At 66.6% G+C, this 25,904-nt stretch carries 20 protein-coding genes and 1 pseudogene; 9 read left to right on the forward strand and 12 right to left on the reverse strand.

Features of this window, described 5'->3' with window-relative positions; translation table 11 throughout:
* Positions 1-21: 21 nt before the first annotated feature.
* The 4 genes from JLDANKMP_RS04890 to JLDANKMP_RS04905 all read right to left on the reverse strand — a co-directional run bounded on the left by JLDANKMP_RS04890 (position 22) and on the right by JLDANKMP_RS04905 (position 3,099).
* Positions 22-357, reverse strand: coding sequence for a hypothetical protein (locus JLDANKMP_RS04890; RefSeq protein ID WP_005412356.1), 336 nt, complete (start codon positions 355-357; stop codon positions 22-24).
* Between the two features lie 85 nt (positions 358-442).
* Positions 443-1,252: a pseudouridine synthase gene (locus tag JLDANKMP_RS04895; protein ID WP_212560644.1), complete on the reverse strand. Its 810-nt coding sequence runs from the start codon at positions 1,250-1,252 to the stop codon at positions 443-445.
* A 20-nt stretch (positions 1,253-1,272) separates the two neighbouring features.
* Positions 1,273-1,779, reverse strand: a complete 507-nt coding sequence (locus JLDANKMP_RS04900) for a hypothetical protein (protein WP_005408235.1) — start codon at positions 1,777-1,779, stop codon at positions 1,273-1,275.
* Positions 1,780-1,998: 219 nt separating this feature from the next.
* Positions 1,999-3,099 (reverse strand): OmpA family protein, encoded by a 1,101-nt coding sequence (locus JLDANKMP_RS04905; RefSeq protein ID WP_005408234.1) that lies wholly within the window; start codon positions 3,097-3,099, stop codon positions 1,999-2,001.
* Positions 3,100-3,456: 357 nt separating this feature from the next.
* Between JLDANKMP_RS04905 and JLDANKMP_RS04910 the strand changes: the two genes are divergently transcribed.
* From JLDANKMP_RS04910 to JLDANKMP_RS04930, 5 genes are all read left to right on the forward strand, one after another.
* Entirely contained in the window at positions 3,457-4,476 is a 1,020-nt protein-coding gene (locus JLDANKMP_RS04910; protein WP_088431111.1) for a zinc-binding alcohol dehydrogenase family protein, read from the forward strand.
* 209 nt (positions 4,477-4,685) lie between these two features.
* Complete coding sequence (locus JLDANKMP_RS04915) at positions 4,686-5,315, forward strand: membrane protein (RefSeq protein ID WP_005408232.1); 630 nt, start codon at positions 4,686-4,688, stop codon at positions 5,313-5,315.
* Positions 5,316-5,554: 239 nt separating this feature from the next.
* On the forward strand, positions 5,555-7,585 hold the full coding sequence (locus JLDANKMP_RS04920; RefSeq protein ID WP_212560645.1) for an NADPH-dependent 2,4-dienoyl-CoA reductase: 2,031 nt from the start codon (positions 5,555-5,557) through the stop codon (positions 7,583-7,585).
* A gap of 298 nt (positions 7,586-7,883) precedes the next feature.
* Entirely contained in the window at positions 7,884-8,342 is a 459-nt protein-coding gene (locus JLDANKMP_RS04925; RefSeq protein ID WP_004154513.1) for a cell wall hydrolase, read from the forward strand.
* Between the two features lie 84 nt (positions 8,343-8,426).
* Positions 8,427-9,038, forward strand: a complete 612-nt coding sequence (locus tag JLDANKMP_RS04930; protein ID WP_005408230.1) for a glutathione S-transferase N-terminal domain-containing protein — start codon at positions 8,427-8,429, stop codon at positions 9,036-9,038.
* A 67-nt stretch (positions 9,039-9,105) separates the two neighbouring features.
* Here JLDANKMP_RS04930 and JLDANKMP_RS04935 read toward each other — a convergent pair whose 3' ends face one another.
* The 6 genes from JLDANKMP_RS04935 to JLDANKMP_RS04960 form a co-directional block, all read right to left on the reverse strand.
* A complete protein-coding gene (locus JLDANKMP_RS04935) occupies positions 9,106-10,161 on the reverse strand; it encodes a suppressor of fused domain protein (RefSeq protein WP_212560646.1) in 1,056 nt (351 codons plus the stop codon).
* Between the two features lie 46 nt (positions 10,162-10,207).
* Positions 10,208-10,711, reverse strand: a complete 504-nt coding sequence (locus JLDANKMP_RS04940) for a hypothetical protein (RefSeq protein ID WP_005408228.1) — start codon at positions 10,709-10,711, stop codon at positions 10,208-10,210.
* 215 nt (positions 10,712-10,926) lie between these two features.
* The gene (prpE, locus tag JLDANKMP_RS04945; RefSeq protein ID WP_043033750.1) at positions 10,927-12,807 is read right to left on the reverse strand and encodes a propionate--CoA ligase; all 1,881 of its coding nucleotides are present in this window, start codon (positions 12,805-12,807) and stop codon (positions 10,927-10,929) included.
* Between the two features lie 625 nt (positions 12,808-13,432).
* Positions 13,433-14,047: an RluA family pseudouridine synthase gene (locus JLDANKMP_RS04950; RefSeq protein WP_212560647.1), complete on the reverse strand. Its 615-nt coding sequence runs from the start codon at positions 14,045-14,047 to the stop codon at positions 13,433-13,435.
* A gap of 122 nt (positions 14,048-14,169) precedes the next feature.
* The gene (locus tag JLDANKMP_RS04955) at positions 14,170-15,156 is read right to left on the reverse strand and encodes a malate dehydrogenase (RefSeq protein WP_004153634.1); all 987 of its coding nucleotides are present in this window, start codon (positions 15,154-15,156) and stop codon (positions 14,170-14,172) included.
* A 118-nt stretch (positions 15,157-15,274) separates the two neighbouring features.
* On the reverse strand, positions 15,275-15,766 hold the full coding sequence (locus JLDANKMP_RS04960; protein WP_005408225.1) for a peptidylprolyl isomerase: 492 nt from the start codon (positions 15,764-15,766) through the stop codon (positions 15,275-15,277).
* A gap of 273 nt (positions 15,767-16,039) precedes the next feature.
* Between JLDANKMP_RS04960 and typA the strand changes: the two genes are divergently transcribed.
* From typA to JLDANKMP_RS04975, 3 genes are read left to right on the forward strand one after another with little or no spacing between them, the layout of a single operon-like run.
* Complete coding sequence (gene typA / locus JLDANKMP_RS04965) at positions 16,040-17,887, forward strand: translational GTPase TypA (protein ID WP_005412346.1); 1,848 nt, start codon at positions 16,040-16,042, stop codon at positions 17,885-17,887.
* An 11-nt stretch (positions 17,888-17,898) separates the two neighbouring features.
* Positions 17,899-18,366 carry a DUF2127 domain-containing protein gene (locus JLDANKMP_RS04970; protein ID WP_005408223.1) on the forward strand — a complete coding sequence of 156 codons (468 nt, stop codon included), beginning with the start codon at positions 17,899-17,901 and terminating at the stop codon, positions 18,364-18,366.
* A gap of 41 nt (positions 18,367-18,407) precedes the next feature.
* Positions 18,408-20,030, forward strand: coding sequence for an amidase (locus JLDANKMP_RS04975; RefSeq protein WP_043033752.1), 1,623 nt, complete (start codon positions 18,408-18,410; stop codon positions 20,028-20,030).
* Positions 20,031-20,121: 91 nt separating this feature from the next.
* On the opposite strand, the gene JLDANKMP_RS04980 is transcribed toward JLDANKMP_RS04975, so the two are convergent.
* Together JLDANKMP_RS04980 and JLDANKMP_RS04985 are read right to left on the reverse strand one after the other, a co-directional pair.
* Positions 20,122-21,306, reverse strand: coding sequence for a mechanosensitive ion channel family protein (locus tag JLDANKMP_RS04980; RefSeq protein ID WP_219627547.1), 1,185 nt, complete (start codon positions 21,304-21,306; stop codon positions 20,122-20,124).
* A gap of 850 nt (positions 21,307-22,156) precedes the next feature.
* A complete protein-coding gene (locus tag JLDANKMP_RS04985; RefSeq protein WP_012479239.1) occupies positions 22,157-23,548 on the reverse strand; it encodes a 3-deoxy-7-phosphoheptulonate synthase class II in 1,392 nt (463 codons plus the stop codon).
* 221 nt (positions 23,549-23,769) lie between these two features.
* Between JLDANKMP_RS04985 and JLDANKMP_RS04990 the strand changes: the two are divergent.
* A pseudogene (locus JLDANKMP_RS04990) lies at positions 23,770-25,895 on the forward strand (TonB-dependent receptor).
* The last annotated feature ends 9 nt before the right edge of the window (positions 25,896-25,904 follow it).

The following is a 25,904-nucleotide window of genomic DNA, read 5'->3' on the forward strand; positions in this document are numbered from 1 at the left end:
GAGGTCGGCACCTTCCCGGCATCACTTCTTTTTCTTCTTGCCCTTCGGCTCGTCCTTGCTGGCCACCACCACCGGCTTGGCGGCAGCGTCCTGGCCGTTGCCCTTGGCAACGCGGATGCCGTTGGCCTTCATCCAGGCATCGAACTCATCGGCGGTCATCTTCTTGTCGCCGTTGCTCATCAGGAAGCGGTAGCTGCCGCGGCCATCCAGCTCCGGGGTCTTCACTTCCACCACCGGGGTTTCGGCCGGCGTTTCTGCCTTGGCCACCTTCTTGTGGCCACCACAGGCGGTCAGTAGCACCATCGGCAGCAGCAGGCCTGCGCAGCGCAGGGTTTGGTTGAGGGTCGGGTGGTACATGGGCAGGCTCCGTTCGGGAAGTTCAGCAACCAGGCGCCCCCTACGCCTGGAACGGTGGCCGGCAACCGCCGGCCGCGGGCGATGATCAGCCCGGTGCAGCGGCCCCCAGCCGCTGCTGGTCATTGACCTCCAGCATCCGCCACTGGCCCTTGCCGAGATCGCCGAGCTGCAGCCCGCCGATCGCAACCCGGACCAGGCGCAGCACCTGCAGGTCGAAGGCCGCCAGCAGGCGGCGGATGTGGCGGTTGCGGCCCTCGTCGAGGACCACCTCCAGCCACGCGGTCTTGTCGCCGCTGCGCAGCACGCGCACGGCCTGGGCCACGAGGAACTCGCCCTCGTCATCCACGCCAGCCTGCAGGGCCGCCAGCGTGGCGTCATCTGGCAGGCGGTCGACCTGCACGTGGTACGTCTTCTGCGGACCCGTTTCCGGATCGGTCAGGCGCGCCGCCCACTGCGGATCGTTGCTGAACAGCAACAGCCCTTCACTGGCCTTGTCCAGGCGCCCGACCGGCGCGATCCACGGCAGCCCTGCACCATCGAAACAGCGGTAGACGGTGTCGCGGCCACGCTCGTCCTGCGCGGTGGTCACCACCCCGCGTGGCTTGTTGAGCATCAGGTAAAGGCGCTGCGGCGCGCCCATCGGCTGGCCATCGACCTCGATCGGCGGCGCCGGCTGGCCAATCGGGAACTCGGGATCCCGCACGATGCGGCCGGAGACGCGTACGCGGCCCTCGGCAATCCAGCGCGCGGCCTCGCTGCGCGAGCAGACGCCGGCCTTGGACAGCACGCGCGCCAGGCCATGACGGACACCGGCGGCTGTGGCAGCGGGAGTCGCACGCCCACGCGATGCGTGGGAGCGGGCGGCGGGGGCGGCAGGTGGGCGGCGCGTGCGCAAGCCTCTGCTCCCCGCGGCGCTTACTTCTTGTCGACCGGCTTGGTCTCAGCCGGTGCTTCGGCCGGGGCCGGAGTGGCGGCCGGAGCCGGACGCGCCTTGACCACACGCACGCCACGCGCCTTCATCCAGGCGTCGAACTCTTCGGCGGTCATGCGCTTGCCGTTCTGGCTCATGTCGAAGCGCCAGGGCGTGTTGTCGAATTCGGTCTGCGGCTTGTAGGCCGCCGGATCGTTCGGCTTCACCGCCGGTGCGCTCGGAATGGCCTTGGCGATGTTCTGGCAGCCATCGATGCGCAGGCGCTGCAGCACCTGGTCCAGCGACTGCGACGGATCGTAGTTGCTGCTCAGCACGCCGGCCGGCATGCCCAGCTGGTTGCCACGGATGTAGAGCTCGTCGGCCACTGGCGCGATGGTCGTGGCCGGCAACGGCAGCGGCGAGGCGCTGGTGTTGACCGAGCAATCGACCGCAGCGTGGGCGGCGGGAACCAGGGCCAGCGCCAGAACGGCGGCCGATGCAGAGCGCAGCATGAAGGGCATCCAGGAAAGGAAGTGACGCGGCGAGTTTAGCAATGCCGCGACAGCTTTCAAGCGCCACTTTCAATGAATACGGCAACCCATTGGTTTTACGGACAAAAACCCGACGAACGGTTACCCCCGGAGCGGCAGGCACCGGATTCCGGGCCGCAGAAACAACAAGACCCGGCCGAAGCCGGGTCCTGCTGTGTCCTACTGGCAGAGCGTCAGAACTTAGTTCTGGACGTTCAGCTCGGTACGACGGTTCTTGGCGCGACCTTCCGGGTTGTCCGAACCATCCGGGTTGGTGTTCGGAGCAATCGGACGGCTCTCGCCGTAGCCGATCGGGCCGACCAGGCGACCGGCGTCAACGCCGTTCTTGGTCAGGTAGTTGTACACGGCGGTAGCACGACGCTCCGACAGCTTCTGGTTGTAAGCGTCGGTACCCTTCGAGTCGGTGTGACCGGCGACTTCAACGCGCAGATCCGGGTAACGCTTCAGGATCTCGGTGGCTTCGCTCAGGATCGCCACGGCGTCCGGACGCAGGTTCGACTTGTCGAAGTCGAAGTTGACGCCCTTCAGGTCGATGGAGACCGGCACCGGGCAACCGTCCGGACCGATGGTCTGACCCGGCTGCGAGTTCGGGCACTTGTCGTCGCAGTTGTTGACGCCGTCACCGTCGTCATCCAGGTCGGCGCAGCTCGGGGCAACCGGAGCCGGAGCCGGAGCAGCCGCGACCGGAGCCGGGCCCAGCGGGATCACGACGCCGACCGAAGCCAGCACGTCGCCGAACCAGCTTTCATCGTTGCCGGCACGCTTCGGGTTCACGCTCTGGTCGTCGAAATCAGCGCGGTAGGCGACTTCGGCACGGACAGCGACGCGCTTCTCGAAGGTGGTCTGCAGACCGACGCCGACCTTGGCGGCAAAGTTGCCGTCCTTGCGGTCAGCCAGGCCACCGCTGATCGGGTTGTACTCTTCTTCCGACTTCTGGTAGCCCAGGCCGGCCAGCAGGTACGGGTTCCAGCCGCGGCCTTCCTTGATGAAGTGGCGACGCAGGTCCAGCGAGACGCCGTACTGCGACCAGTTCATGTCCTTGTTGGCGTCGAAGTTCGGGTTCTGGTAGTTCAGCTCACCGTCCAGCGACCAGTTCGGGCTGATGAACTTGCCCAGGCCCAGGGTGACGAACGGAGCGTCATTGGTCAGGCGGTCGCTGTCCTGGAAGTTGAAGCCGGCCGAACCGGTCAGGTACCAGCGGTCATCGAACTCCTGCGCGGACGCAGCCTGGGCGAAAGCCAGACCACCCAGCAGCGCGGCAGTAAGGATCTTCTTGTTCATTGAGTACAGCTCCTATTTCGGGGGTATGAAACCGGTAGAGGCATGGGCCAGCACTAGTGCGTCGATGTTCGACAGCCGATTCAGCACGCCACCGCCGCGAACATTATGCTCAGGCGGGTGAAGGTCATGTTAACAGTCCCGTAACATGTGAAGTATCGCGCCCGACCCTCCACCGGTCCGACGTTGAAACCCTATACAGGATGATGAAAATCCGCAAGACCCTCACGCTGCAAGGGTTTGACGGGGTTTAAGTGCGGAATACGACATATTGCGCAACAGCTTGCGCCACCCGATTCAGCGTATCTGCTGAAACGTGAGGAACTCTATGATGGAGCCACGTACCCAGCCGGAGCCGAGATGAAAGCCGTCGCCCTGAGTCGTGAATCCGCCCCCGCCCTCTGCGATATCCGCCTGCCCCCGCCGCTGCCTCCGGGTGGCCGCGACCTGCTGATCCGGGTCGAGGCCGTCTCGGTGAACCCGGTCGACGGCAAGCAGCGGGCGGCCACCGATCCGGCCACGCTCGAAGCACCCCGCGTACTCGGCTGGGACGCCGCCGGTGTGGTCGAAGCGATCGGCGAGGACGCCAGCCTGTTCGCGTCCGGCGACGAGGTCTACTACGCCGGTGATGTCACCCGGCCGGGCTGCAATGCGCAGTTCCATCTTGTGGACGAACGGCTGGTAGCGCGCAAGCCGACCACGCTCGACTTCGCCGAAGCGGCCGCACTGCCACTGACCACGCTCACCGCATGGGAACTGCTGTTCCAGCGCATGCCATTGCAGCTGGATGATCGCCGCCATGCCGGCCAGCACCTGCTGGTGATCGGCGGAGCAGGCGGTGTTGGATCGATGGCGATCCAGCTGGGCCGGCATGCTGGATTCGAGGTGATCGCCACCGCCTCGCGTGAATCGTCGATCGACTGGTGCCGGCAGATGGGTGCCCAGCATGTAATCGACCACCGGCAGCCGCTGCTGCCCCAGCTGCAGGCATTGGGCATCGACGCAGTACAGGTCGCGCTCAACCTGGCCGACACCGACCATTACTGGGATGCGTTGGGTCAGCTGCTGGCGCCACAGGGCCATGTCGGCCTCATCGTCGAACCGCGCGGCGCGCTGCGCATCGGTGATCCCTACAAGGCCAAGTGCATCGGCATCCACTGGGAGTTCATGTTCGCGCGTTCGCGCTTCGCCACGGCGGACCGCATCGAACAGCACCGCATCCTCAGCCGCGCGGCCAGCATGATCGACGCTGGCCAGCTGCGCGGCACCCTCAGCGAGACGCTGGGCGCGATCAATGCGGCGAATCTGGACATCGCGCATCAGCGCTTGGCCAGCGGGCGCACGGTGGGCAAGCTGGCGCTGGCCGGCTGGGGCGACTGAGCCAGGCTGGAACGCCGGTGCAGTACCGAGCCATGTTCGGCTGGCGGTGCCAGGCAAAGCAGCCGGAGCATGGCCCAGCTCCACAGAACGGCCCATACGCAGGATCGACGACTCCTGTAGCGGCGGATCGGCCGGCATCTGTATCTATGGGAGTGACTGAATCGGGATTACGGTGGAAACAGATCCCTCCCCTCTCCCCGAGCGCCGTCATGCCCACCGCCCTGCCCCTGCGTCTGCTGCAACTGATCATCGGCCTGTTCCTGTACGGCTTCGGCGCCTCGCTGATGATCCGTGCAGCGATCGGCGTGGCCCCCTGGGACGTGTTGTCGCAGGGCATCGCCGCACAGACGCCGCTATCGTTCGGCCTGGCCACCAATGTGATCGGTGCCCTGGTGCTGCTGCTGTGGTGGCCATTGCGACAGAAGCCGGGCGTCGGCACCGTGCTCAACGTGATGTTGATCGGCCCATCCGCGCAGTTCGGTCTGTGGTTGCTTCCCCCGGCGGTCGGCCTTGGCTGGCAGCTGGCGATGTTCTGCGCCGGCATGCTGCTGGTCGCCCTGGCCACCGGCCTGTACATCGGCGCCAAGCTCGGGCCCGGCCCGCGCGACGGCCTGATGACCGGCCTGCATGCCCGCACCGGCTGGCCGATCTGGAAGGTGCGCAGCCTGATCGAGGGCAGCGTGCTGCTGCTGGGTTGGTGGCTCGGCGGCAACGTCGGTGTCGGCACCCTCGCCTTCGCCCTGCTGATCGGCCCCCTGTGCGGAGTAACGCTGGGCTGGTTCGGGATTGGGCGTCCCCCGGTAGTGCCGGCCGCTGGCCGGCAACCGCAATCACCCTGAGCTGATCGGGATGCCGGCCAGCGGCCGGCACTACCGCCCCCGGAGTTCGGGGGGAGCGCCGCAGGCGCGGGGGGTGGAGGCCGGTAAGTGGGGCCCGCGGTTCGCGCAGCGAAATGCGGGAGCGACAGCACGCATGTGCCGAGCGTACCCGGCCAGCGGCCGGCACTACCGCCCGCGCCCCTTGCCCCAGCCGCCGTTTCCCGGCACGCTTCGCGCTTCCGTACGCAAGCGTATCGATCATGTCGCCAGCCAACGAAAGCGCCTATCCCCACCTGTTCGCCCCGCTGGACCTGGGCTTCACCCAGCTGCGCAACCGCGTGCTGATGGGTTCGATGCACACCGGCCTGGAAGATCGCGCCCGCGACTTCCCACGCCTGGCCGCCTACTTCGCCGAACGCGCCGAAGGTGGCGTCGGCCTGATCGTCACCGGTGGCTTCGCGCCGAACGTGGTCGGCTGGCTGAAGCCCTTTGGCGGAAAGCTGTCCTGGCCCTGGGAAGTGCGCCCGCACCGGCAGCTCACCGCCGCCGCGCACCAGCACGGCGCGAAGATCTGCCTGCAGCTGCTGCATGCCGGCCGCTATGCCTACCATCCCCTGTCGGTGGCACCGTCGAAGCTGAAGGCGCCGATCAACCCGTTCACCCCCCGTGCGCTGTCGGCCAGCGGCGTCGAGCGGCATATCGCCGACTACGCACGCAGCGCAAAGCTGGCCCGCGAAGCCGGCTACGATGGCGTCGAAGTAATGGGCTCGGAGGGCTACCTCATCAACGAGTTCATCGCCCCGCGCACCAACAAGCGCTCCGACCGCTGGGGTGGCGACGCCAACCAACGCATGCGTTTTGCAGTGGAGATCGTGCGCCGCATCCGCGAGGCCTGCGGCCCGGACTTCATCATCATCTACCGCCTGTCACTGGTGGATCTGGTTGACGACGGCAGCAACTGGGAAGAGATCGTGCAGCAGGCCCAGGCCATCGAGGCGGCTGGCGCGACGATCATCAATTCCGGCATCGGCTGGCACGAAGCGCGCATCCCGACCATTGCCACCTCGGTGCCGCGCGCCGCCTTCGCCGGTGTCACCGCCAAGCTCAAGCCGCATGTAACGGTGCCGCTGGTGGCGACCAACCGCATCAACATGCCCGACGTCGCCGAGCGCATCCTTGCCAGCGGCGGCGCCGACATGGTGTCGCTGGCGCGCCCGCTGCTGGCCGACCCGCAATGGCCCAACAAGGCCCGCGCCGGCCGCGCCGAGGCGATCAACACCTGCATCGCCTGCAACCAGGCCTGCCTGGACCACGTGTTCGAGAACAAGCTGGCCAGCTGCCTGGTCAATCCGCGTGCCGCACACGAGACCGAGCTGGTCTACCGCCCGGCTGCCACGCCGAAAAAGGTGGCGGTGGTCGGCGCAGGTCCGGCCGGCCTGGCTTGCGCCACGGTGGCCGCCGAGCGCGGCCACCAAGTCACCCTGTTCGATGCCAACGACGAGATCGGTGGCCAGTTCAACGTGGCCAAGCGCATCCCCGGCAAGGAAGAGTTCCACGAGACCCTGCGCTATTTCCGCCACAAGCTGGCTGAAACCGGCGTGCAGCTACGCCTGGGCACGCGAGCAGACGCGGCCAGCCTGGCCGGCTTCGACGAGGTGGTGCTGGCCACCGGCATCACGCCGCGCAAGGTCGACTTCCCCGGCGCCAACCACGCCAAGGTGGTCAGCTACCTGGACGTGCTGCTGGGCCGGGTCGAAGTGGGCGCCAGTGCGGCGATCATCGGCGCCGGCGGCATCGGCTTCGATGTCGGCGAGTTCCTCAGCCACACTGGTGAGTCCCCCTCGCTGGACCCACAGCGCTGGATGGCCGAATGGGGCGTGGACAGCACATTCGAGGCCCGCGGCTCGCTGGCCAGGCCGCAGGCCGAGGCATCGCCGCGGCGGCTGTGGCTGCTGCAGCGCAGCCCCGGCAAGCCCGGCGCGCGGCTGGGCAAGACCACCGGCTGGATCCACCGCGCCACGCTGAAGGCCAAGGGCGTGCGCATGCTCGGCGGCGTCGAGTACCTGGGCGTGGACGACGAAGGCCTGCGCATCCGCGTGGAAGGCAGCGAACAGCTGCTGCCGGTCGACCATGTGGTGATCTGCGCCGGGCAGGAACCGAACCGCGCATTGCAGGCCGAGCTGCAGGCCGCCGGCATCAACGCGCAGCTGATCGGCGGTGCCGATGTAGCGGCCGAACTGGACGCCAAGCGGGCCATCGACCAGGGCAGCCGGGTGGCCGCCGCGCTCTGATGAGCGCCTGAATGGGGGACGGAATGTGATTTCCGTCACCCCTCCCGAACCTGAATGTCAAGCCGGACGGTTCACGATGCGTTCGGCTACGCCCCCCTACCTTGCGCCATCTTTCCGCTCACCAGCCAGTTTCCGGTGAGCCGGCGCAGCCCCCACGATCGGTACTGGTCGTTTCTTTTGGGGCTGCCCACGGGGCGGCCCCGATGGCCGCCTCCCCATGACGCCAAGTCGTACCCCGCATCCTGTCGCCCCCGCGACTGGAAGCGGAGAGTGCGGCCCATACGGAGCAAGGAGTTATATGAAACTGGCCTGGATTCTCTGGCTGTCGCAGTTGTTGCCGCAGCCGGCCGCTGATTCACTGTGTCTGAGCACCACCGTTTACCTGGAAGCCCGCGACCAGACCCTGCGCGGCCAGCAAGCCGTTGCCGAGGTCGCCCTGCGCCGCCTCGACAGTGGCCTGTGGGGCGACTCGATGTGCCAGGTGGTCACCGCGCGCAAGCAGTTCGCGCCGACCATCGTCTCCCCCGGCACCCAGCTGGGCAATGACGCGGCCTGGAGCGAGGCAATGAACGTGGCCTTCGACGCCGAGCGCAACTGGGCGCTGCCGGCCGGCGAGCGCCGCGAGATCGTGCCCGGTGCCAGCCACTTCGCCGCGTTGTCCATCGCCAGCCCGAACTGGCGCAACGCCTACCAGGTGGCCACCATCGGCGATCACACCTTCTATAAGGTGCAGAACCTCAAGCCGCGGCAGTCGTAACGATCCGTGCTGGCGGCAGCGTTGCCGCCCGCTGGCAGGCTCTGGGATAGTGGGCGTTTCCCGCCCGCATCACCTGGAGTTCCCATGAAGCTGTACAGCAAGCCCGGTGCCTGTTCCACCGCCGACCACATCGCCCTGCAGTGGACCGGCCAGCCGTTCGAGGTCGAACTGCTGAACAAGGACACCCTCAAGGGTCCGGAATTCCTCAAGATCAATCCGGCCGGCGCCGTTCCCGCGCTGGTCGATGGCGACTTCGTGCTGCTGCAGAACGCCGCGATCATGGGCTATATCGCCGACACCTACCCGCAGGCCGGCCTCGGCGGCGATGGCAGCGCGCGCCAGCGTGCCGAAGCCACTCGCTGGCTGGCCTTCGTCAATTCCGACGTGCATCCGGCCTTCTCGCCGCTGTTCGCACCGGGCAAGTTCATCGCCGACGAAAGCCAGTTCGACGCGATCCGCGCCGCCGCACACAAGCGCCTGCGTGGCCTGTTCGAGACCGCTGACAGGCAGCTGGCCGACAAGCCCTGGCTGGCCGGCTTCCGCAGTTTCGCCGACCCGTACTTCTACATCACCCTGCGTTGGGCCGCCGGCACCAAGGTCGACCTGTCGGGCCTGGACAACCTGGCCGCCTACAAGGCACGCATGGACGCCGATGCCGGCGTGCAGGCCGCACTGAAGGCCGAAGGCCTGGCCTGAGCCTGACCCGGGGTCGGATCCGTCTGCACAGCAGGCGGCTCTGACCCCACCGGCGCCATCACCACACTCAGCCGATCTGGCGGATCACTTCACCGTTGGCATCGCGCAGGTAGGTCGGCACCACTTCAATGCGCAGCGCTCCCGCCACCGGGTAGATGCCACGTTCGGCACGCACGCCCGCCAGGGCCTGCAGCCCCGTCCCGTCCAGTGCCCAGCGCGCGCTGTCGGCCGATACCTCGCCGGTTTCACCGCGCGCTGCCGGAATGAATTCCCACTGCCGCTCGCGGCTGGCCAGTTCCAGCGATTTGCCGTGGCGCAGGCGCAATGGCAACAGCTCGCACACACTGGCCACCTGGCCGGCGCCGAGCACCAGGGTGGTGACGCCCGCCTCCTGCCGCCAATCCAGTGTCTCGATGAACAACATGCCGGTGCTGGAGCCCTCGCGCTCGCTGCCGGCCCGCACCTGTGCGGCGAGTGTCGGATCCTCCAACAGGTTGCCGCGATGCAGGTCACTGATCCACAGCGGCATCGCCGGTTGCAGCGCCTGCAGCACGCCGCGCGTCGACCAGCGCTTGACCGCTTCCATCTCCTCATCGGTCAGCCCGACCAGCTGCAGGAACTGCAGGTGGCCATTGGCGGTGTCGCGCGCAGGCAACTGCGGATCGGCGATGAAGGCCAGGTGGCACAGACGCGTGCCGGTCTCCAGCGCGATCGGGCCGTTGGCGTTCAGATGGTGACCATCCTCGAACACGTTGCCGCTGCCAAACACGTAGCGCGCCAGGTTCTGCAACAGGTTCATCGGCCACACCGGCGGGGTACTGCCGGCGTGCTCACCGGCTTCAGCAGCCAGGCGGAAGGTCAGCTCGAAACCATAGCCGCTGGCGGCGGCATCGCTGCTCTCCTTGGCGTACAGCTCGGAGAAGCCGTAGGTGATGTAGTGCCAATGCGGTACCGGTGCATCCACCCAGTACACGCTGATGCCATCCAGTGGATCCTGGCCACCCAGCGTGTACGGCAACGCCGTACCGTAGTGACGGGGTTCCTGGCCGGCATACAGCGGCGCCAGCGCCGCATTGATCGCGTCCCAGCCTGGGGTGTCGGTGTCGTCGTGGTCGTCCTGCACGCGGGACTCCTTGTGGGGAAGTGAACCGATCACTTTACGCGGTGGCTCAGGCCTGCACGACCTCGCCGCCACCATTGACCACGGCGGCCTGGGTTTCCTGCCACCAGCGCTGCGCCAGCGCCGGGCTGCGCGCCTTGCCCACCGCCGCCAGCAGTTCCGGGCACAGGCGTTCCAGTGCAAGTGCATCGGTGCAGCGTTCAATCTTCAACTGCATGAAGTAGCCCTTCAATCCCAGGTGGCGCCGCACCGCCTCGCTCATCGCGTCGTACAGCTGCTGGTACAACGCCGGATCCTGTTCGCGGCCGGTGCTGATGCCACGTACCGGTGCCACCTCGGCATTGCCACCGATCACTTCGATCAGGCCCTGCGCTTCCAGCTGCTCCAGTGCATCGGCCGGCGCGCGCAGGCCTTCGAACAGGCCACGCAGTTCGGTGTCATCGCGATGGCCGTCGACCATCAGCAGGATCGAACGCAGTGCCGCCGGCAGGCGCCGGCCACGGTCTTCGATTTCCTGACGGCCAGCAGCCGTCTTGGCGTGCAGCAATGCCATTGCCTCCCCCTCCCTCGATGCGCAATGCCGGCGCGCCCTGACGGGCACGCCCCCCTGTGTGCCATCCCCGGACGGCACGCGCCTTCCCCGGCGCGCGCCGCGTATTGCAGGTCGATGACAGGCCGAGCTTAGCGCAAGTGCCGCGGGTAGTGCCGGCCGCTGGCCGGCAACCTCGGGATTGATGGGGGTGCCGGCCAGCGGCCGGCACTACCGGATCAACGGCCCAGCGCGCGGCGGATCTCCTCCAGCGCGCTGGGGTCGTCCAGCGTCGACAGGTCGCCCGGATCACGCTGTTCGGCCAGCGCCTGCAGCGAGCGCCGCAGCAGCTTGCCGGAGCGGGTCTTGGGCAGTGCATTGACCACGTGTACGTGCGCCGGGCGTGCGACCGCGCCGAGCGAGGTGGTCACCGTCGCCATCATCTCGGCCACCACCGGCGCCGGATCCTCGCCATCCAGACCCTGCTTGAGGGTGACGAACACCAGCGGCACCTGCCCCTTCAGTTCATCCTTGACCCCGATCACGGCGGCCTCGGCCACCCGCGGATGGCTGGAAATGGCCTCCTCGATCTCGCGCGTGCCCAGACGGTGCCCGGCTACATTGATGACATCATCGGTGCGACCGAGGATGAAGGTGTAGCCATCGTCGTCGCGGATCGCCCAGTCCAGCGAGCTGTACAGCAGTTCCTTGAAGTGGCTGAAGTAGCTCTGCAGGAAGCGGCTGTCATCATTCCACACGGTGCTCATGCAACCCGGTGGCAGCGGTGGCGACACCACCAGCACGCCCTTCTGCCCCGGTGCGACTTCCTCGCCGGTGTTCTCGTCGATCACCTTCATCCGGTAACCGAGATTGGGGAACCCGGGCGAGCCGAAACGCACCGGCTTCATCTCCAGGCCCGGCAACAGGGTCAGTGCCGGCCAGCCGGTTTCGGTCTGCCAGTAGTTGTCGATGATCGGCTTGCCGAGCGCTTCGCTGATCCAGTGCGCGGTCGGCTCGTCGAGCGGCTCGCCGGCCAGGAACAGGTACTTCAGCGCGCGCAGGTCGTGGCGATGGATGAAGTCCGCGTCGTGCTTCTTCAGCACGCGGATGGCGGTGGGCGAGGAGAACATCGTGCGCACGTTGTACTGCTCGCACAGCGCCCACCAGATGCCCGGGTCCGGGTTGGTCGGCAGCCCTTCGTACAGCAGCGAGGTGCAGCCACCGATCAGCGGGCCGTACACATTGTAGGAGTGGCCCACCGCCCAGCCGACATCGGAGGTGGAGAACATCACCTGGCCTGGCTTGCAGTCGAACACGGTCTCCATCGACTGCGCCATCGCCACTGCATAGCCGCCCACATCGCGCTGCACGCCCTTCGGCTTGCCGGTAGTGCCGGAGGTGTACAGCAGGTAGCTCGGCTCGCTCGCTTCCAGCCACTGCACCGGCACGTCGACTTCACCGATCTGCGCACGCAGCGTGGCGTAGTCCACGTCACGGCCCGGCACGCGGGGTTCGGCGGCATCCAGCCCACGCGACACGATCAGCACATGCGGTGGCGGCGACGCCGCTTCGGCGCAGGCGGCGTCGACCATCGGCTTGTACGGAATCAGCTTGCCACCGCGCATACCGGCGTCGGCGGCGATCAGCAGCTTGGGCTTGGCATCGTCGATGCGCAGCGCCAGGTTGTGCGCGGCGAAGCCACCGAACACCACCGAGTGCACCGCACCGATGCGCGCGCAGGCCAGCATCGCAAACACCGCCTCGGCCATGTTCGGCATGTAGATCACCACACGGTCACCGTGGCCGACGCCGAGGTGCTTGAGTACCGCGGCGAAGTCGTTCACTTCGCGGTACAGCTGGCGATAGGTGATCTCGCGCGTGCTGTTGGTTTCGGTGGAGATGGCGACCAGTGCGAGCTGGTCGGCGCGCTCGGCCAGGTGGCGGTCGACGGCGTTGTAGCAGAGATTGGTTTCGCCGCCGACGAACCAGCGCCGGAACGGCGGGTTGCTGTAGTCGAGCACCTGCTGCGGCGGTTTATGCCAATGGATGCGCTTGGCTTCCTCGCCCCAGAAGGCCTCCGGCTCGTCGATCGAGCGACGGTAGGTTTCCTCGTAGTTCATGACGCAGCCCTCCCAGACAAAGTCATGGGTTCGAGGATAGTCCGGCGCTGCCGCGCGGGCCGCCCTACCTTGGTAGGGGGTGGGTTTGTTCTGCAGGGCTTTGCAGCCCTGCACCCGCAGAAGCCGAAGCAACAGCAGAAGCGGGTTTCCTGAGGGTTGGCGGGCTGGGTCCGGTTGCGGGGGACGCCGTGAATCCGTCCATGGAGGCTCGGTCGCGCCATCCATGGCGCTCACGCCCCCGCAACCGGACCCACCCCGCCTTCGACAGTTCCCCGCAATCTTTCGGGCTGGCATTGCCTGCTCTTGGTGGGTGTCGACCTTGGTCGACACGCTCGATCCACGCCATGCGCGGATGAATTCCATTCGATTCGATTTCTGACAGATGTGTCGACCAAGGTCGACACCTACCAACGACCACGGAAATCTGTCGAAGGCGGGGCACTGTGGGTGTGCGGGGTGTGAGCGGCATGGATGCCGCGACCAAGCCCCCATGGATGGGTTCACGGCGTCCCCGCACACCCACAGTGCCCCGCCATCCCGCGGAATGCCGCTTTAGTTTTTGACGTTGCTGTTGCTGTTGCCTGAAAGCTTCGGCAGGTGCAGGGCTGCAAGCCCTGCCGGCCCTCTAGAACGGAGCCGCGGACTCGAACGCGAGCGCCTCGCCCGTCAGCGGATGCGTGAACCGCAGGCTGCACGCATGCAGATGCACGCGGTGCGCCGGTGCCGCGTCATACAGCACGTCGCCAACAATCGGATGGCCAATAGTGGCCATGTGCAACCGCAGCTGATGGCTGCGGCCAGTGATCGGTTCCAGTTCCACGCGCGTGCGCTGCGCTTCAACATCACGAGCCAACACGCGCCAATGCGTCAGCGCCGGCTTGCCGCGCTCATGGTCGACCATCTGCTTCGGCCGGTTCGGCCAGTCAACGATCAACGGCAGGTCCACTTCGCCGGAATCACCCTCGAGCAGCCCCTGCACCACCGCTTCATACCGCTTGCCAACCTGGCGCTGCTCGAACTGCTTCGACAATGCGGCCTGCGTCTCCTTGCCGCGCGCGTGCAGCAGCAGGCCGGAGGTCACCTGGTCCAGCCGGTGCACGGTCAACGCATCCGGATACAGCGCCTGCAGGCGCGCGACCACGCAGTCCTGGTTCTCGGCGCTGCGGCCGGGTACGGACAACAGGCCAGCCGGCTTCTCGGCCACCAGCAGTGCGTCATCGATGTAGTGCAGGTGGATCATGCGGTTCCAGGAATTCCAAATGAAAACGGGGAAGCCGAAGCCTCCCCGTTTTCTGCGTACCAACCAACGGTCGGTACCTACCTTGATGGAAGACGTACCGGCCGGAGCCGGTACCGCCTGCATCAGCCCAGCAGGTGGGCGACGCCGGCGCGCTCTTCTTCCAGCTCGGCCAGGGTCTTGTCGATGTACTTCTGGCTGAAGTCGTCGATCGGCAGGTCCTTGACCAGGGTGTACTTGCCGTTCTCGGTGGTCACCGCGAAGCCGAAGATCACGCCTTCCGGAATGCCGTAGGAACCGTCGGACGGCACGCCCATGGTGACCCACTTGCCGTTGCTGCCCAGCACCCAGTCACGCACGTGGTCGATCGCTGCGTTGGCGGCCGAAGCAGCCGAGGACGAGCCACGGGCTTCGATGATCGCCGCGCCGCGCTTGCCGACGGTCGGGATGAAGGTGTTGGCGTTCCACTCCTGGTCGTTGATCGCATCGGCGATCGACGCACCATCGGCGGTGGCGAAACGGTAGTCCGGGTACATGGTCGGGCTGTGGTTGCCCCACACCACCAGCTTCTCCATGCCACCGACCGGCTTGCCGAGCTTGGTCGACAGCTGGCTCAGCGCGCGGTTGTGGTCCAGGCGCAGCATGGCGGTGAAGTTTTCCGGCTTCAGGTCCGGGGCCGACTTCATCGCGATGTAGGCGTTGGTGTTGGCCGGGTTGCCGACCACCAGCACCTTCACGTCACGGCTGGCGACCTTGTTCAGCGCTGCACCCTGGGCGGTGAAGATCTTGGCGTTCTCCAGCAGCAGGTCCTTGCGCTCCATGCCCGGGCCGCGCGGACGTGCGCCGACCAGCAGGGCGATGTCGGCGTCCTTGAACGCGACTTCGGCGTCATCGGTGCCGACCATGCCGGCCAGCAGCGGGAAGGCACAGTCTTCCAGCTCCATCATCACGCCCTTCAGGGCGGCCTGGGCCTTGTCCACCGGCAGTTCCAGCAGCTGCAGGATGACCGGCTGGTCCTTGCCCAGCATTTCGCCGGAGGCGATGCGGAACAGCAGGGCATAACCGATCTGGCCGGCGGCGCCGGTCACGGCAACACGAACGGGTGCTTTCATGGGGGTTTCCTCTTGCTTGCAAGCGTTTGATGGGACGCCGCGGGCAGAGCCACGCAGGCCAGGCGAGCGGCGGGGAACAGGGAAACGGCCACCCATGGGTGGCCGTTTCGAAGGGGGATCAGGCGGCGAGGTGCTTGTTCCACTCCGCGACGCGGTCGGCCTGGGCGGCCAGCACGGCGTCGACGTCGCCTTCCAGGGTGATCGAATGGATCACGTCGCCCTGCTTGACCGAATCAACGATGGCCTGGCCTTCCAGGACCTTGCCGAAGACGGTGTGGCGGCCGTCCAGCCAGTCGGTCTTGATGTGGGTGATGAAGAACTGGCTGCCGTTGGTGTTCGGGCCGGCGTTGGCCATCGACAGCGAGCCGACCTCATGCTTCACGCCGTTCTTCTCGTCTTCGAACTTGTAGCCCGGGCCGCCGGTGCCACGACCCTGCGGGCAGCCGCCCTGGATCATGAAGTCGGCGATCACGCGGTGGAAGATCAGGCCGTCATAGAAGCCGTGCTTGACCAGGTTCACGAAGTTGGCCACGGTCAGCGGCGCCTTGTCGGCGAACAGCTCGACCTTGATCGGGCCCTGGGTGGTGTCGAAAGTGGCGATGAGGGACATGAAGATCCTTGATGCAGAGGGGAACGCGTCTAGCCACCTAGTTTACACCTGCCTCGTGGCGGCGGCGGCTTCGACCATCGGTGAAGAACCCGGCTTCAGCCCGTGGACGGGAAGCCGCGTCTCCGGGCGCTGGCGGCCCCGGCCGACGCGGCGGACAGCCAGCTGAATGGGCCCCGCGACCGATGTGAAATCCACCTTTTCGCGAATCGTCAAGTTCGACGTATAATGTTGGACTTCTTTTTCCAAATCCGGCGCCGACTGGCCCCCTTTCGTATGTCCATCGAAAATCTTCGCAACATCGCCATCGTCGCCCACGTCGACCATGGCAAGACCACCCTGGTCGACCAGCTGCTGAAGCAGTCCGGCACCCTGTCCGAGCGCACCGTCCTCGCCGAGCGCGTGATGGACAGCAACGACCAGGAAAAGGAACGCGGCATCACCATCCTGGCCAAGAACACCGCCATCACCTGGGAAGACAAGAAGACCGGCATCAAGAACCGGATCAACATCGTCGACACCCCCGGCCACGCCGACTTCGGTGGTGAGGTCGAGCGCGTGCTGTCGATGGTCGATACCGTGCTGATCCTGGTCGACGCGATGGACGGCCCGATGCCGCAGACCCGCTTCGTGACCCAGAAGGCCTTCGCGATGGGCTTCAAGCCGATCGTCGTGGTCAACAAGGTCGACCGTCCGGGCGCCCGTCCGGAATGGGTGATCGACCAGGTCTTCGACCTGTTCGACAAGCTCGGCGCCACCAACGAGCAGCTGGACTTCCCGATCGTCTACGCCTCGGGCCTGAACGGCTATGCCGGCCTGGAAGACACCGTGCGCGACGGCGACATGACCCCGCTGTACGAAGCGATCATGCAGCACGCGCCGAAGCCGGAAGTGGATCCGGAAGGCCCGTTCCAGATGCGCATCAGCCAGCTGGACTACAACAACTTCGTGGGCGTGATCGGCATCGGCCGCATCCAGCGCGGCACCCTGAAGAAGAACATGCAGGTCGCGGTCATCGACCGTGAAGGCAAGAAGCGCAACGGCAAGGTGCTGCAGGTGCTGGGCTTCATGGGCCTGGAGCGCATCGAGCAGGATTCGGCCGAGGCCGGCGACATCGTGGCCATCTCCGGCATCCAGGAGCTGACCATCTCCGACACCATCTGCGCACCGGACTTCCCGGAAGCGCTGCCGGCGCTGACCGTCGACGAGCCGACCATCTCGATGACCTTCCAGGTCAACAACTCGCCGTTCGCCGGCAACAAGGACCTGTCCGGTGGCAAGTTCCTGACCAGCCGCCAGATCAAGGACCGCCTGGACCGTGAAAAGGTCCACAACGTGGCCCTGAAGGTCGAGCAGCTGGAAGACGCCGACAAGTTCCTGGTCTCCGGCCGTGGCGAACTGCACCTGTCGGTGCTGATCGAGAACATGCGCCGCGAAGGCTACGAGCTGGCCGTGTCGCGCCCGGAAGTGATCATCAAGGAAATCGACGGCCAGCTGATGGAGCCGATCGAGCAGCTGGTGGTGGACATCGAAGAAATCCACCAGGGCGGCGTGATGGAAAAGCTGGGCACCCGCAAGGGCCAGCTGAAGAACATGGAATCGGACGGCAAGGGCCGCGTGCGCCTGGAGTACCAGATCCCGGCCCGTGGCCTGATCGGTTTCCAGAACGAGTTCAAGACCCTGACCCAGGGTTCGGGCCTGCTGTTCCACGTGTTCGACCACTACGGTCCGAAGGAACAGGGCGCGATTGCCAAGCGCATCAACGGCGTGATGATCGCCAATGCACCGGGCACCACGCCGGCCTACTCGCTGGGCCCGCTGCAGGAGCGCGGCAAGCTGTTCGCTGCTGAAGGCGACAACGTGTATGAAGGTCAGCTGGTCGGCATCCACTCCAAGGACAACGACCTGACCGTCAACGCGATCAAGACCAAGCCGCTGACCAACATGCGCGCTTCGGGCAAGGACGATGCGATCCAGCTGACCCCGGCGATCAAGTACTCGCTGGAACAGGCCCTGGACTTCATCGAAGACGACGAGCTGGTCGAGATCACCCCGAAGGAGATCCGCCTGCGCAAGAAGTTCCTGACCGAGAGCGATCGCAAGAAGGCTTCGCGCGGCGGCTGAGCCAGCACCCCGTGAACCAGAGCGGCTACAACCCGGATCCACACCGGCATCCGGGTCTGCACGTCATCGCCCTGCTCGAAGCGAGCAAGGCGATGCTGGCGCTGTTGGCCGCCACCGGGCTGGAAGTGCTCGGACCGCAGCCACTGCGGCACGGCATCATGGCCCTGATCCGGCGTTTCAGCCTGGATCCGGACCATGGCACCCTGCCCTCGCTGCTGCACATGATCAGTCCCGACGCGGTCCACCTGGCCGCGGCGGGGATGATCGGCTACGGCCTGCTGCACCTGGTCGAAGCCTGGGGCCTGTGGCGGGCCAAGGCCTGGGCGTCCTGGCTGGGCTGCCTGACCGCCGCCCTGTACCTGCCTTTCGACATCTTCGCGATCATCCGCCATCCCGGCTGGCCGTCATGGACGATCCTGGCGATCAACCTGATCGTGGTCTACGTCCTCGCCCGCGACCTGCGCAAGCGCCACCGCTGAGCACCGGCTACACTGGGGATTGGAGCCGACCAAGCCGCCCCATGCGCCCGTCCTTGCCGCCTCTGCTGACCTGCCTGCTCGCCGCGCTTCCGGCGCTGCTTTCGGCTGGCTGCAGCCCGGCCACGCCCAGCGCGCATGCGGCCGAACCTGCGAGCCGCAACGTGCCGTTCCCGTACGCCGAAACCGATGTCGCCGACCTGCAGGCGCGGATGACTGCCGGAGATCTGGACAGCACCACCCTGACCCAGGCCTACCTGCAGCGTATCGCCGCCCTGGACCGCACCGGGCCCCGCCTGCGCGCGGTGATCGAGCTCAACCCCGACGCCCTGAAGGAAGCCGCCGCACGCGACCGCGAGCGCCGCGAAGGGCGCCTGCGTGGACCGCTGCATGGCATCCCCCTGCTGCTGAAGGACAACATCAACGCCGCACCGATGGTCACCAGTGCCGGCTCACTGGCCCTGCAGGGCTTCCGTCCGGACGATGCCTACCTGGTCCGCCGGCTGCGTGAGGCTGGCGCCGTAGTGCTGGGCAAGACCAACCTCAGCGAGTGGGCCAACTTCCGCGGCAATGACTCCATCTCCGGCTGGAGCGCGCGCGGCGGCCAGACCCGCAACCCCTACCGCATCAGCCATTCACCGTGCGGTTCCAGCAGCGGCAGCGCGGTGGCCGTGGCCGCCAACCTGGCCAGCGTGGCGATCGGCACCGAAACCGACGGCAGCATCGTCTGCCCGGCCGCGATCAACGGCGTGGTCGGTCTGAAGCCGACGGTCGGGCTGGTCAGTCGTGATGGCATCGTGCCGATCTCCTTCAGCCAGGACACCGCCGGCCCGATGACCCGCAGCGTCGCCGATGCTGCCGCCGTGCTGACTGCGATCGCCGGTCGCGATGACGCCGATCCCGCCACCGCGACCATGCCCGGCCGTGCGGTCTACGATTACACCGCGCGCCTGGACCCGCAGGGCCTGCGCGGCAAACGCATCGGTCTGCTGCAGACGCCGCTGCTGAAGTACCGCGGCATGCCGCCGCTGATCGATCAGGCAGCGACCGAGCTGCGTCGGGCCGGCGCCGTGGTGGTGCCGGTGGAGCTGCCCAACCAGGGTGCGTGGGCCGAGGCTGAGCGCACGCTGCTGCTGTACGAATTCAAGGCCGGGCTGGAGCGCTACTTCAGCACCCACCGCGCGCCACTGCGCAGCCTGGCCGAACTGATCGCCTTCAACCAGGCGCACAGCAAGCAGGAACTGGGCCTGTTCGGCCAGGAGCTGCTGGTGGAGGCCGATGCCACCACCGGCCTGGCAGACCCTGCCTACATCCGCGCGCGCAGTGATGCGCGCCGGTTGGCCGGCCCGGAAGGCATCGATGCAGCCCTCGCCGCCCATCAGCTCGATGCGCTGGTGGCGCCGACCACCGGTGTGGCGTGGCCGATCCGCAGCGAAGGCGACGACTTTCCCGGCGAGAGCTACAGCGCCGCTGCCGTGGCCGGTTACCCCAGCCTGACCGTGCCGATGGGCCAGATCAACGGCCTTCCCGTCGGCCTGCTGTTCATGGGCACCGCCTGGAGCGAGCCGAAGCTGATCGAAATGGCCTACGCCTACGAGCAGCGCACCCGTGCGCGGCGGCCGCCACACTTTGATACCGATGCGCTGATCGACGCCGGCGAACCCTGAGCTCCGGTGACGCCGCGACATCTTGCTTCCGGTAGTGCCGGCCGCTGGCCGGCAGCTCGATCGCTCCGGCGTTGCCGGCCAGCGGCCGGCACTACCGATCCTGTGGCTCCTCCGGCACGATCGCGGCCTCACCATCTTCAGCACCTGGCGAACGCACATCCGCAGTGCGTGCACGTGGACCACGCGGCATATCCAGCTCATCTTCGTGTTGCAGCCGCGCACGCACCTGCGGCAACGACTGCGGATGCTCACGTGCGAGGAAATCGAGCATGCGTTCGCGCACCAGGCAGCGAAGATCAAAGGCATCACCGGAACTGCGCGCGCTGACCAGCAGGCGCACCTGGATCGCGCGCTCGTTGGTTTCGGTCACCTGGGTCACGCAGACGCGCCCATCCCATAGCGCCTGGCCATGGCAGATGCGCTCCAGCTCGGCACGGATCGCCGCGATCGGTGCCCGATAGTCCAGCCACAGAAACGCAGTGCCGAGCAGATCGGCGCTACGCCGCGTCCAGTTCTGGAACGGGTTCTCGATGAACCAGGTCAAGGGCACCACCATCCGCCGCTCATCCCAGATCCGCACGACCACGTAGCTGCTGCCGATCTCCTCGATGCGTCCCCACTCGCCTTCGACGATCACCACGTCGTCCAGGCGGATCGGCTGCGTCAGTGCGATCTGCAGGCCGGCGATGAGGTTGCCGAACACCGGCTTGGCGGCGATGCCCGCCACCAGCCCGATCAGGCCTGCCGACGCCAGCAGCGCCGTGCCGATCTTCTGCACCATCGGGAAGGTCAACAGCACCAGCGACGCACCGAGCACGATGATGCCGCCCATCAACACCCTGCTGAGCACGCGCGTCTGGGTCTGGATGCGGCGTGCCTCCAGGTTGTCGGAGACATCGATGGGATGGCTGCGCAGGATCGCGCGCTCGCCCGCCGCCACCGCGCGTACCAGCAGCCAGACGAAGCAGGCCATCAATGCAATGTGCAGTCCGTGCTGCAGATGGCCCAGCAACGGATCCTGCAGCGGCGTCGCCTGCAAGGCGGGAATCAGCAGCAGCAGCGGCCACGCGGTGGCCAGCGGCAACCCGAGTACTCGACCGATACGCGCACGTCGGCGATCACGCCCTTTCAATCGATGATAGATCCACAGGATCAGCCACGCGCCGATGCCGCCCACCACTACGGCCAATCCCAACGGCCATGCGTAGGCCTGTGCGCTCTGCCAGTGCACCGTTGCCACCTCCAGTCGAACAACCAGGTGGACAGCCTCGCGCATGGCGCATGAGCGTCACGTCAGCCGTTCGTAAGCAGGGTGTTGGTCGGCAGGGCTTGCAGCCCTGCACCTGCGGACGCAACGGCAACGGCCGAAGCAACAGCAACAGCAGAAGCGGGTATTCCGTGGGATGGCGGGGTGGGTCCGGTTGCGGGCGGCGCTGCAAGTCCCCCTCCGGGGCCCGGCCCAGCCGCCGGCGGCTGTGCGTTCGGGCGCTTGCAAAGCAGTGCTTCGCAAGCAAAGCGCCCTCACCCATGTAAGCTCGGTCGCCGCTTGCTCGTGTGCGCTGTCCTGCGCACACGGCAAGACCGGGGTTGGGCGTCCTGCCCAACCCGCCCGAGGCATGCCTCGGGCCCATGCGGCTCACGCCCCCGCAACCGGACCCACCCCGCCTTCGACAGTTTTCTGCGATCTGTCGGAACCTGCTGCTGATGGTGGGTGCCGACCGTTGGTCGGCACGGGGTCGGAGCCCATTTTGAATACTGCTATCTGACAGAAAAATCGTGTCGACCAACGGTCGACACCTACCAACAGCCGCGCATGCCAATCGCCGCAGTTACCAGTAGATCCACGCCATGCGTGGATGATTCATGCGACATCTGACAGATGTGCCGACCAACGGTCGGCACCCACCAATAGCGACCTGAACCTGTCGAAGGTGGGGCGGTGTCGGAGTGCGGGGTGTCAGCCGCATGGATGCGGCTGCCAAGCTTACAGGGACGTACTTGCAGCGTCCCCGCACTCCGACACCGCCCCGCCAGCCCACGGAATGCATGCTGTTGCCGCTGCTTCGGCTTTTGCCGTTGACGTTGATTGCAGCAGGTGCAGGGCTGCAAGCCCTGCCGAAAAACCCTTACCGCACTTGCTCCTGCTTGCGCACGATCGCCATCGCGATCTCCAGCGACTGCTCGTAGTTCAACCGCGGGTCCACCGTTGAGCGATACGCACGCTCCAGGTCACGCTCGGTCAGTTCGCGCGCACCACCGGTGCATTCGGTCACGTCCTCGCCGGTCAGCTCCAGGTGCACGCCACCCAGGCGCGTGCCCGCGGCCGCATGCAGATCAAACGACATCTCCACTTCGCCACGCACGTTGTCGAAGCGACGCGTCTTGAAGCCATTGGCAGTGCTTTCGGTGTTGCCATGCATCGCATCGCACACCCACAGCACGCGGCGGCCATCACGCTTGACGGCATCCAGCAGCGGCGGCAGCTTCTCGGCGATCTGCGCCGCACCCATGCGGTGGATGAAGCTCAGTCGACCCGGCTCGTCATGCGGGTTGAGCACATCAATCAGGCGCAGCAGCTGGTCCGGCGTCACCGACGGGCCGACCTTGATCGCAATCGGATTGCGCACGCCACGCAGGTATTCCACGTGCGCGCCATCGAGCGCAGCCGTGCGCATGCCGATCCACGGGTAATGCGTGCTCAGGTTCAACCAGCCCTGCTGGCGCGGCACCTGGCGGGTCAGCGCCTGCTCGTAGGGCAGCAGCAGTGCTTCATGCGAGGTGTAGAAGTCGATGCGGTTGAGGTTGTGCACGCGGGCCCCGGCCAGGGTCTCCATGAAGTGCACCGCATCGCCGATCGAGGCCACCATCTTCTGGTACTCGGCCGCCAGCGGCGAGTGGCTTACCCACTCCAGGTTCCAGTATTCGGGGTGGTGCAGGTCGGCGAAACCACCGTCGATCAGCGCACGCACGAAGTTCATCGTCATCGCCGAATGCGCATGGGCCTGCAGCATCCGCTTCGGGTCCGGCAGACGCGCTGCTTCAGTGAAAGCGGGGGCGTTGATCACATCGCCGCGGTAGCTCGGCAGGGTCACGCCGTCGCGGGTCTCGGTATCGGCCGAACGCGGCTTGGCGTACTGGCCGGCAAAGCGGCCAACGCGGATCACCGGCTGGCGCAGGCCGTGCACCAGCACCAGGCTCATCTGCAGCAGTACCTTCAGCCGGTTGGAGATGGTGCCCGATTCGCAGTCGCTGAAGTTCTCGGCGCAGTCGCCGCCCTGCAGCAGGAAGCGCTTGCCTTCCTGGGCCTCGGCCAGCTGCTGCTTCAGCGCCAGGATCTCCCATGAGGTGACCAGCGGTGGCAGCCGCTTAAGCTCGTGCAGGGCCGCCTCCAGTGCTACCGGGTCGGGATAGGTCGGCATCTGCAGCGCGGTCTTGCCCCGCCAGCTCTCCGGCGACCAGGCAGCACCGGCGGCGGTCGCGGCGGGATCGGGCACGGGCGGAACGGCGGACAGGCTCATTGCAGACTTCCGGGATGGGGGGCGGTCATGGTCGCAGAGCCGGCCGCTGACGCAAAGGGCCGGTCCGGCCTACCGGCTCGCCTGAACGGCAGAGAAAGGCCGACGCCAGCGGCCAGATCCTGCATGGTCAGTCGCCCGGGACAGGCGCATGATTTGTTACGGAGTAACACTTCAATGTCATGGACCGGCCCCTTCCACATCCAGCCGCCACCTCTCCCACCATGAAGCCCTCGCCCCTCGCTACCGGCATCACCTTCGCCCTGGCCCTGGCCAGCCTGCCCGCCTTCGCCTCGGCAGCCGACGCCCCCGCTTCGTCCGTCAAGGATCTGGATGCGGTCACCGTCCACGCCCAGCTCGACCAGGCCCGCAACACGCTGTCGCCGGACATCGGCAGCAGCCAGTACCGGATCACCGCCGAGGACATCCAGAAGCAGCCGCTGGCTGCCTCCGCGCCACTCAGCCAAGTACTGCTGCAGGCCCCTGGCGTGGTCCAGGACTCCTATGGCGGCGTGCATGTGCGTGGCGACCACGCCAACCTGCAGTACCGCATCAACGGCGTGCTGCTGCCCGAATCGATCTCCGGCTTCGGCCAGACCCTGGACGCGCGCACCATCAAGAGCATCCGCCTGATGGACGGCGCACTGCCGGCGCAGTTCGGCGAGCGCACCGCAGCGGTGGTCGACATCACCACCCGCAACGGTGCCGAGCTGGGCAATGGCGGCAGCGCGGGGCTGACCACCGGCTCGTTCGGCAAGATCAATCCGAACGCCTCCTGGTGGGGCAACCAGGGGCGCTGGAGCTGGTTCCTGACCGGCAACTACGACCAGCATGAGGTCGGCCTGGAGAACCCCACCAACTCGCGCAAGCCGCTGCACGACGATCTCACCAGGGAAAGGCCTTCGCCGACCTCACCTACCTGGTCAACGACAACACCCGCCTGAGTGTGTTCGCCGGTTTCGCCAACAACCGCTTCCAGATCCCGGTGAACCCGGGCCAGACGCCACAGTTCGGATATCTGGACACCACCACCTTCGACTCCAGCCAGCTGGATGAGACCCAGCGCGAGACCACCCGCTTCGGCATGCTGGTGCTGCAGGGCACGCTGGGCAGCACCGCGTACCAGCTATCGGTCGGACAGCGCTACAGCGACGTGGCGTTCAACCCGGACGTGGTGGGCGACCTGGTGTTCAGCGGCGTCGCCTCGCAGGTCCAGCGCAGCAACCGCGCCAATACCCTGCAGGCCGACTTCTCAACGCCGTTGGGCAACGACCACACGCTGCGCTATGGCCTGTACGGCAATTACGAGAACGCGCGGGCCAGCAGCAACAGCTGGGTGTTCCCGGTTGATGACGGCGGCCAGCAGTCCGGCACCACACCGCTGTTGATCCCCGACCGCAGCGCGTTCCACGCCAGTACGCTGGCACTGTACGTACAGGACGAGTGGAAGATCGGCGACGACTGGACCGTGAACTACGGCCTGCGTGGCGACCGCTACAAGGCCTTCGGCCGCACCGAAGGCCAGCTCAGCCCGCGCGTGGGCGTGGTCTGGAATGCCAGCGACAGCACCACCGTGCACGCCGGCTATTCGCGCTACTTCACGCCACCGGCCAGCGAGTTGATTGCCAGCAGCGACATCGCGCTGTACGACGGCACCACCAACCAGCAGCCCAGCGGCGGCAACAACACGCCGCTGGCCGAGCGCAGCGACTACTACGACATCGGCGTCTCGCAGCAACTGGGCGAGCACCTGACCCTGGGCCTGGACGCGTATGACCGACGCGTCGCACGCCTGCAGGACGAAGGCCAGTTCGGCGCTGCCTACATCTATTCGACCTTCAACTACCGCCGTGGCCACATCCGCGGCCTGGAGTTCAGCGCCGACTACAGCAACGGTCCGTTCAGTGCCTACTTCAACGCCGCGCTGAACAAGGCCATCGGTACCGACGTCATCACCAGCCAGTACAACCTCGACCCGGAAGCGCTGGCCTATGTGGCCAACCACTGGATCCACCTCGACCACGACCAGAAGCTGACATCATCGGGTGGTCTCAGCTACGCCTTCGCCGGACACAACCGGATCGGTGCCAACTACGTGTTCGGCAGCGGCCTGCGTTCGGACATCGAAGGCGTACCCAACGGCGGCGAGCTGCCGTCGTACCTGCAGGTGAACCTCAGCGCCGGGCACGACTTCAATGCCGACAGCGGCCATCCGTTGCACGTCCAACTGGCCGTGATCAACGCACTGGATCGCAGCTACCAGCTGCGCGACGGTGGCGGTGTCGGCGTCTTCGCCCCGCAGTGGGGACCGCGCCGAGGTGCTTACCTGAGCCTGCAGCAGGACTTCTGAGGTAGCGCC

Origin of the sequence: Stenotrophomonas sp. PE591, assembly GCF_018320795.1 — a bacterium.
GTDB classification, from domain to species: Bacteria; Pseudomonadota; Gammaproteobacteria; order Xanthomonadales; family Xanthomonadaceae; genus Stenotrophomonas; species Stenotrophomonas maltophilia.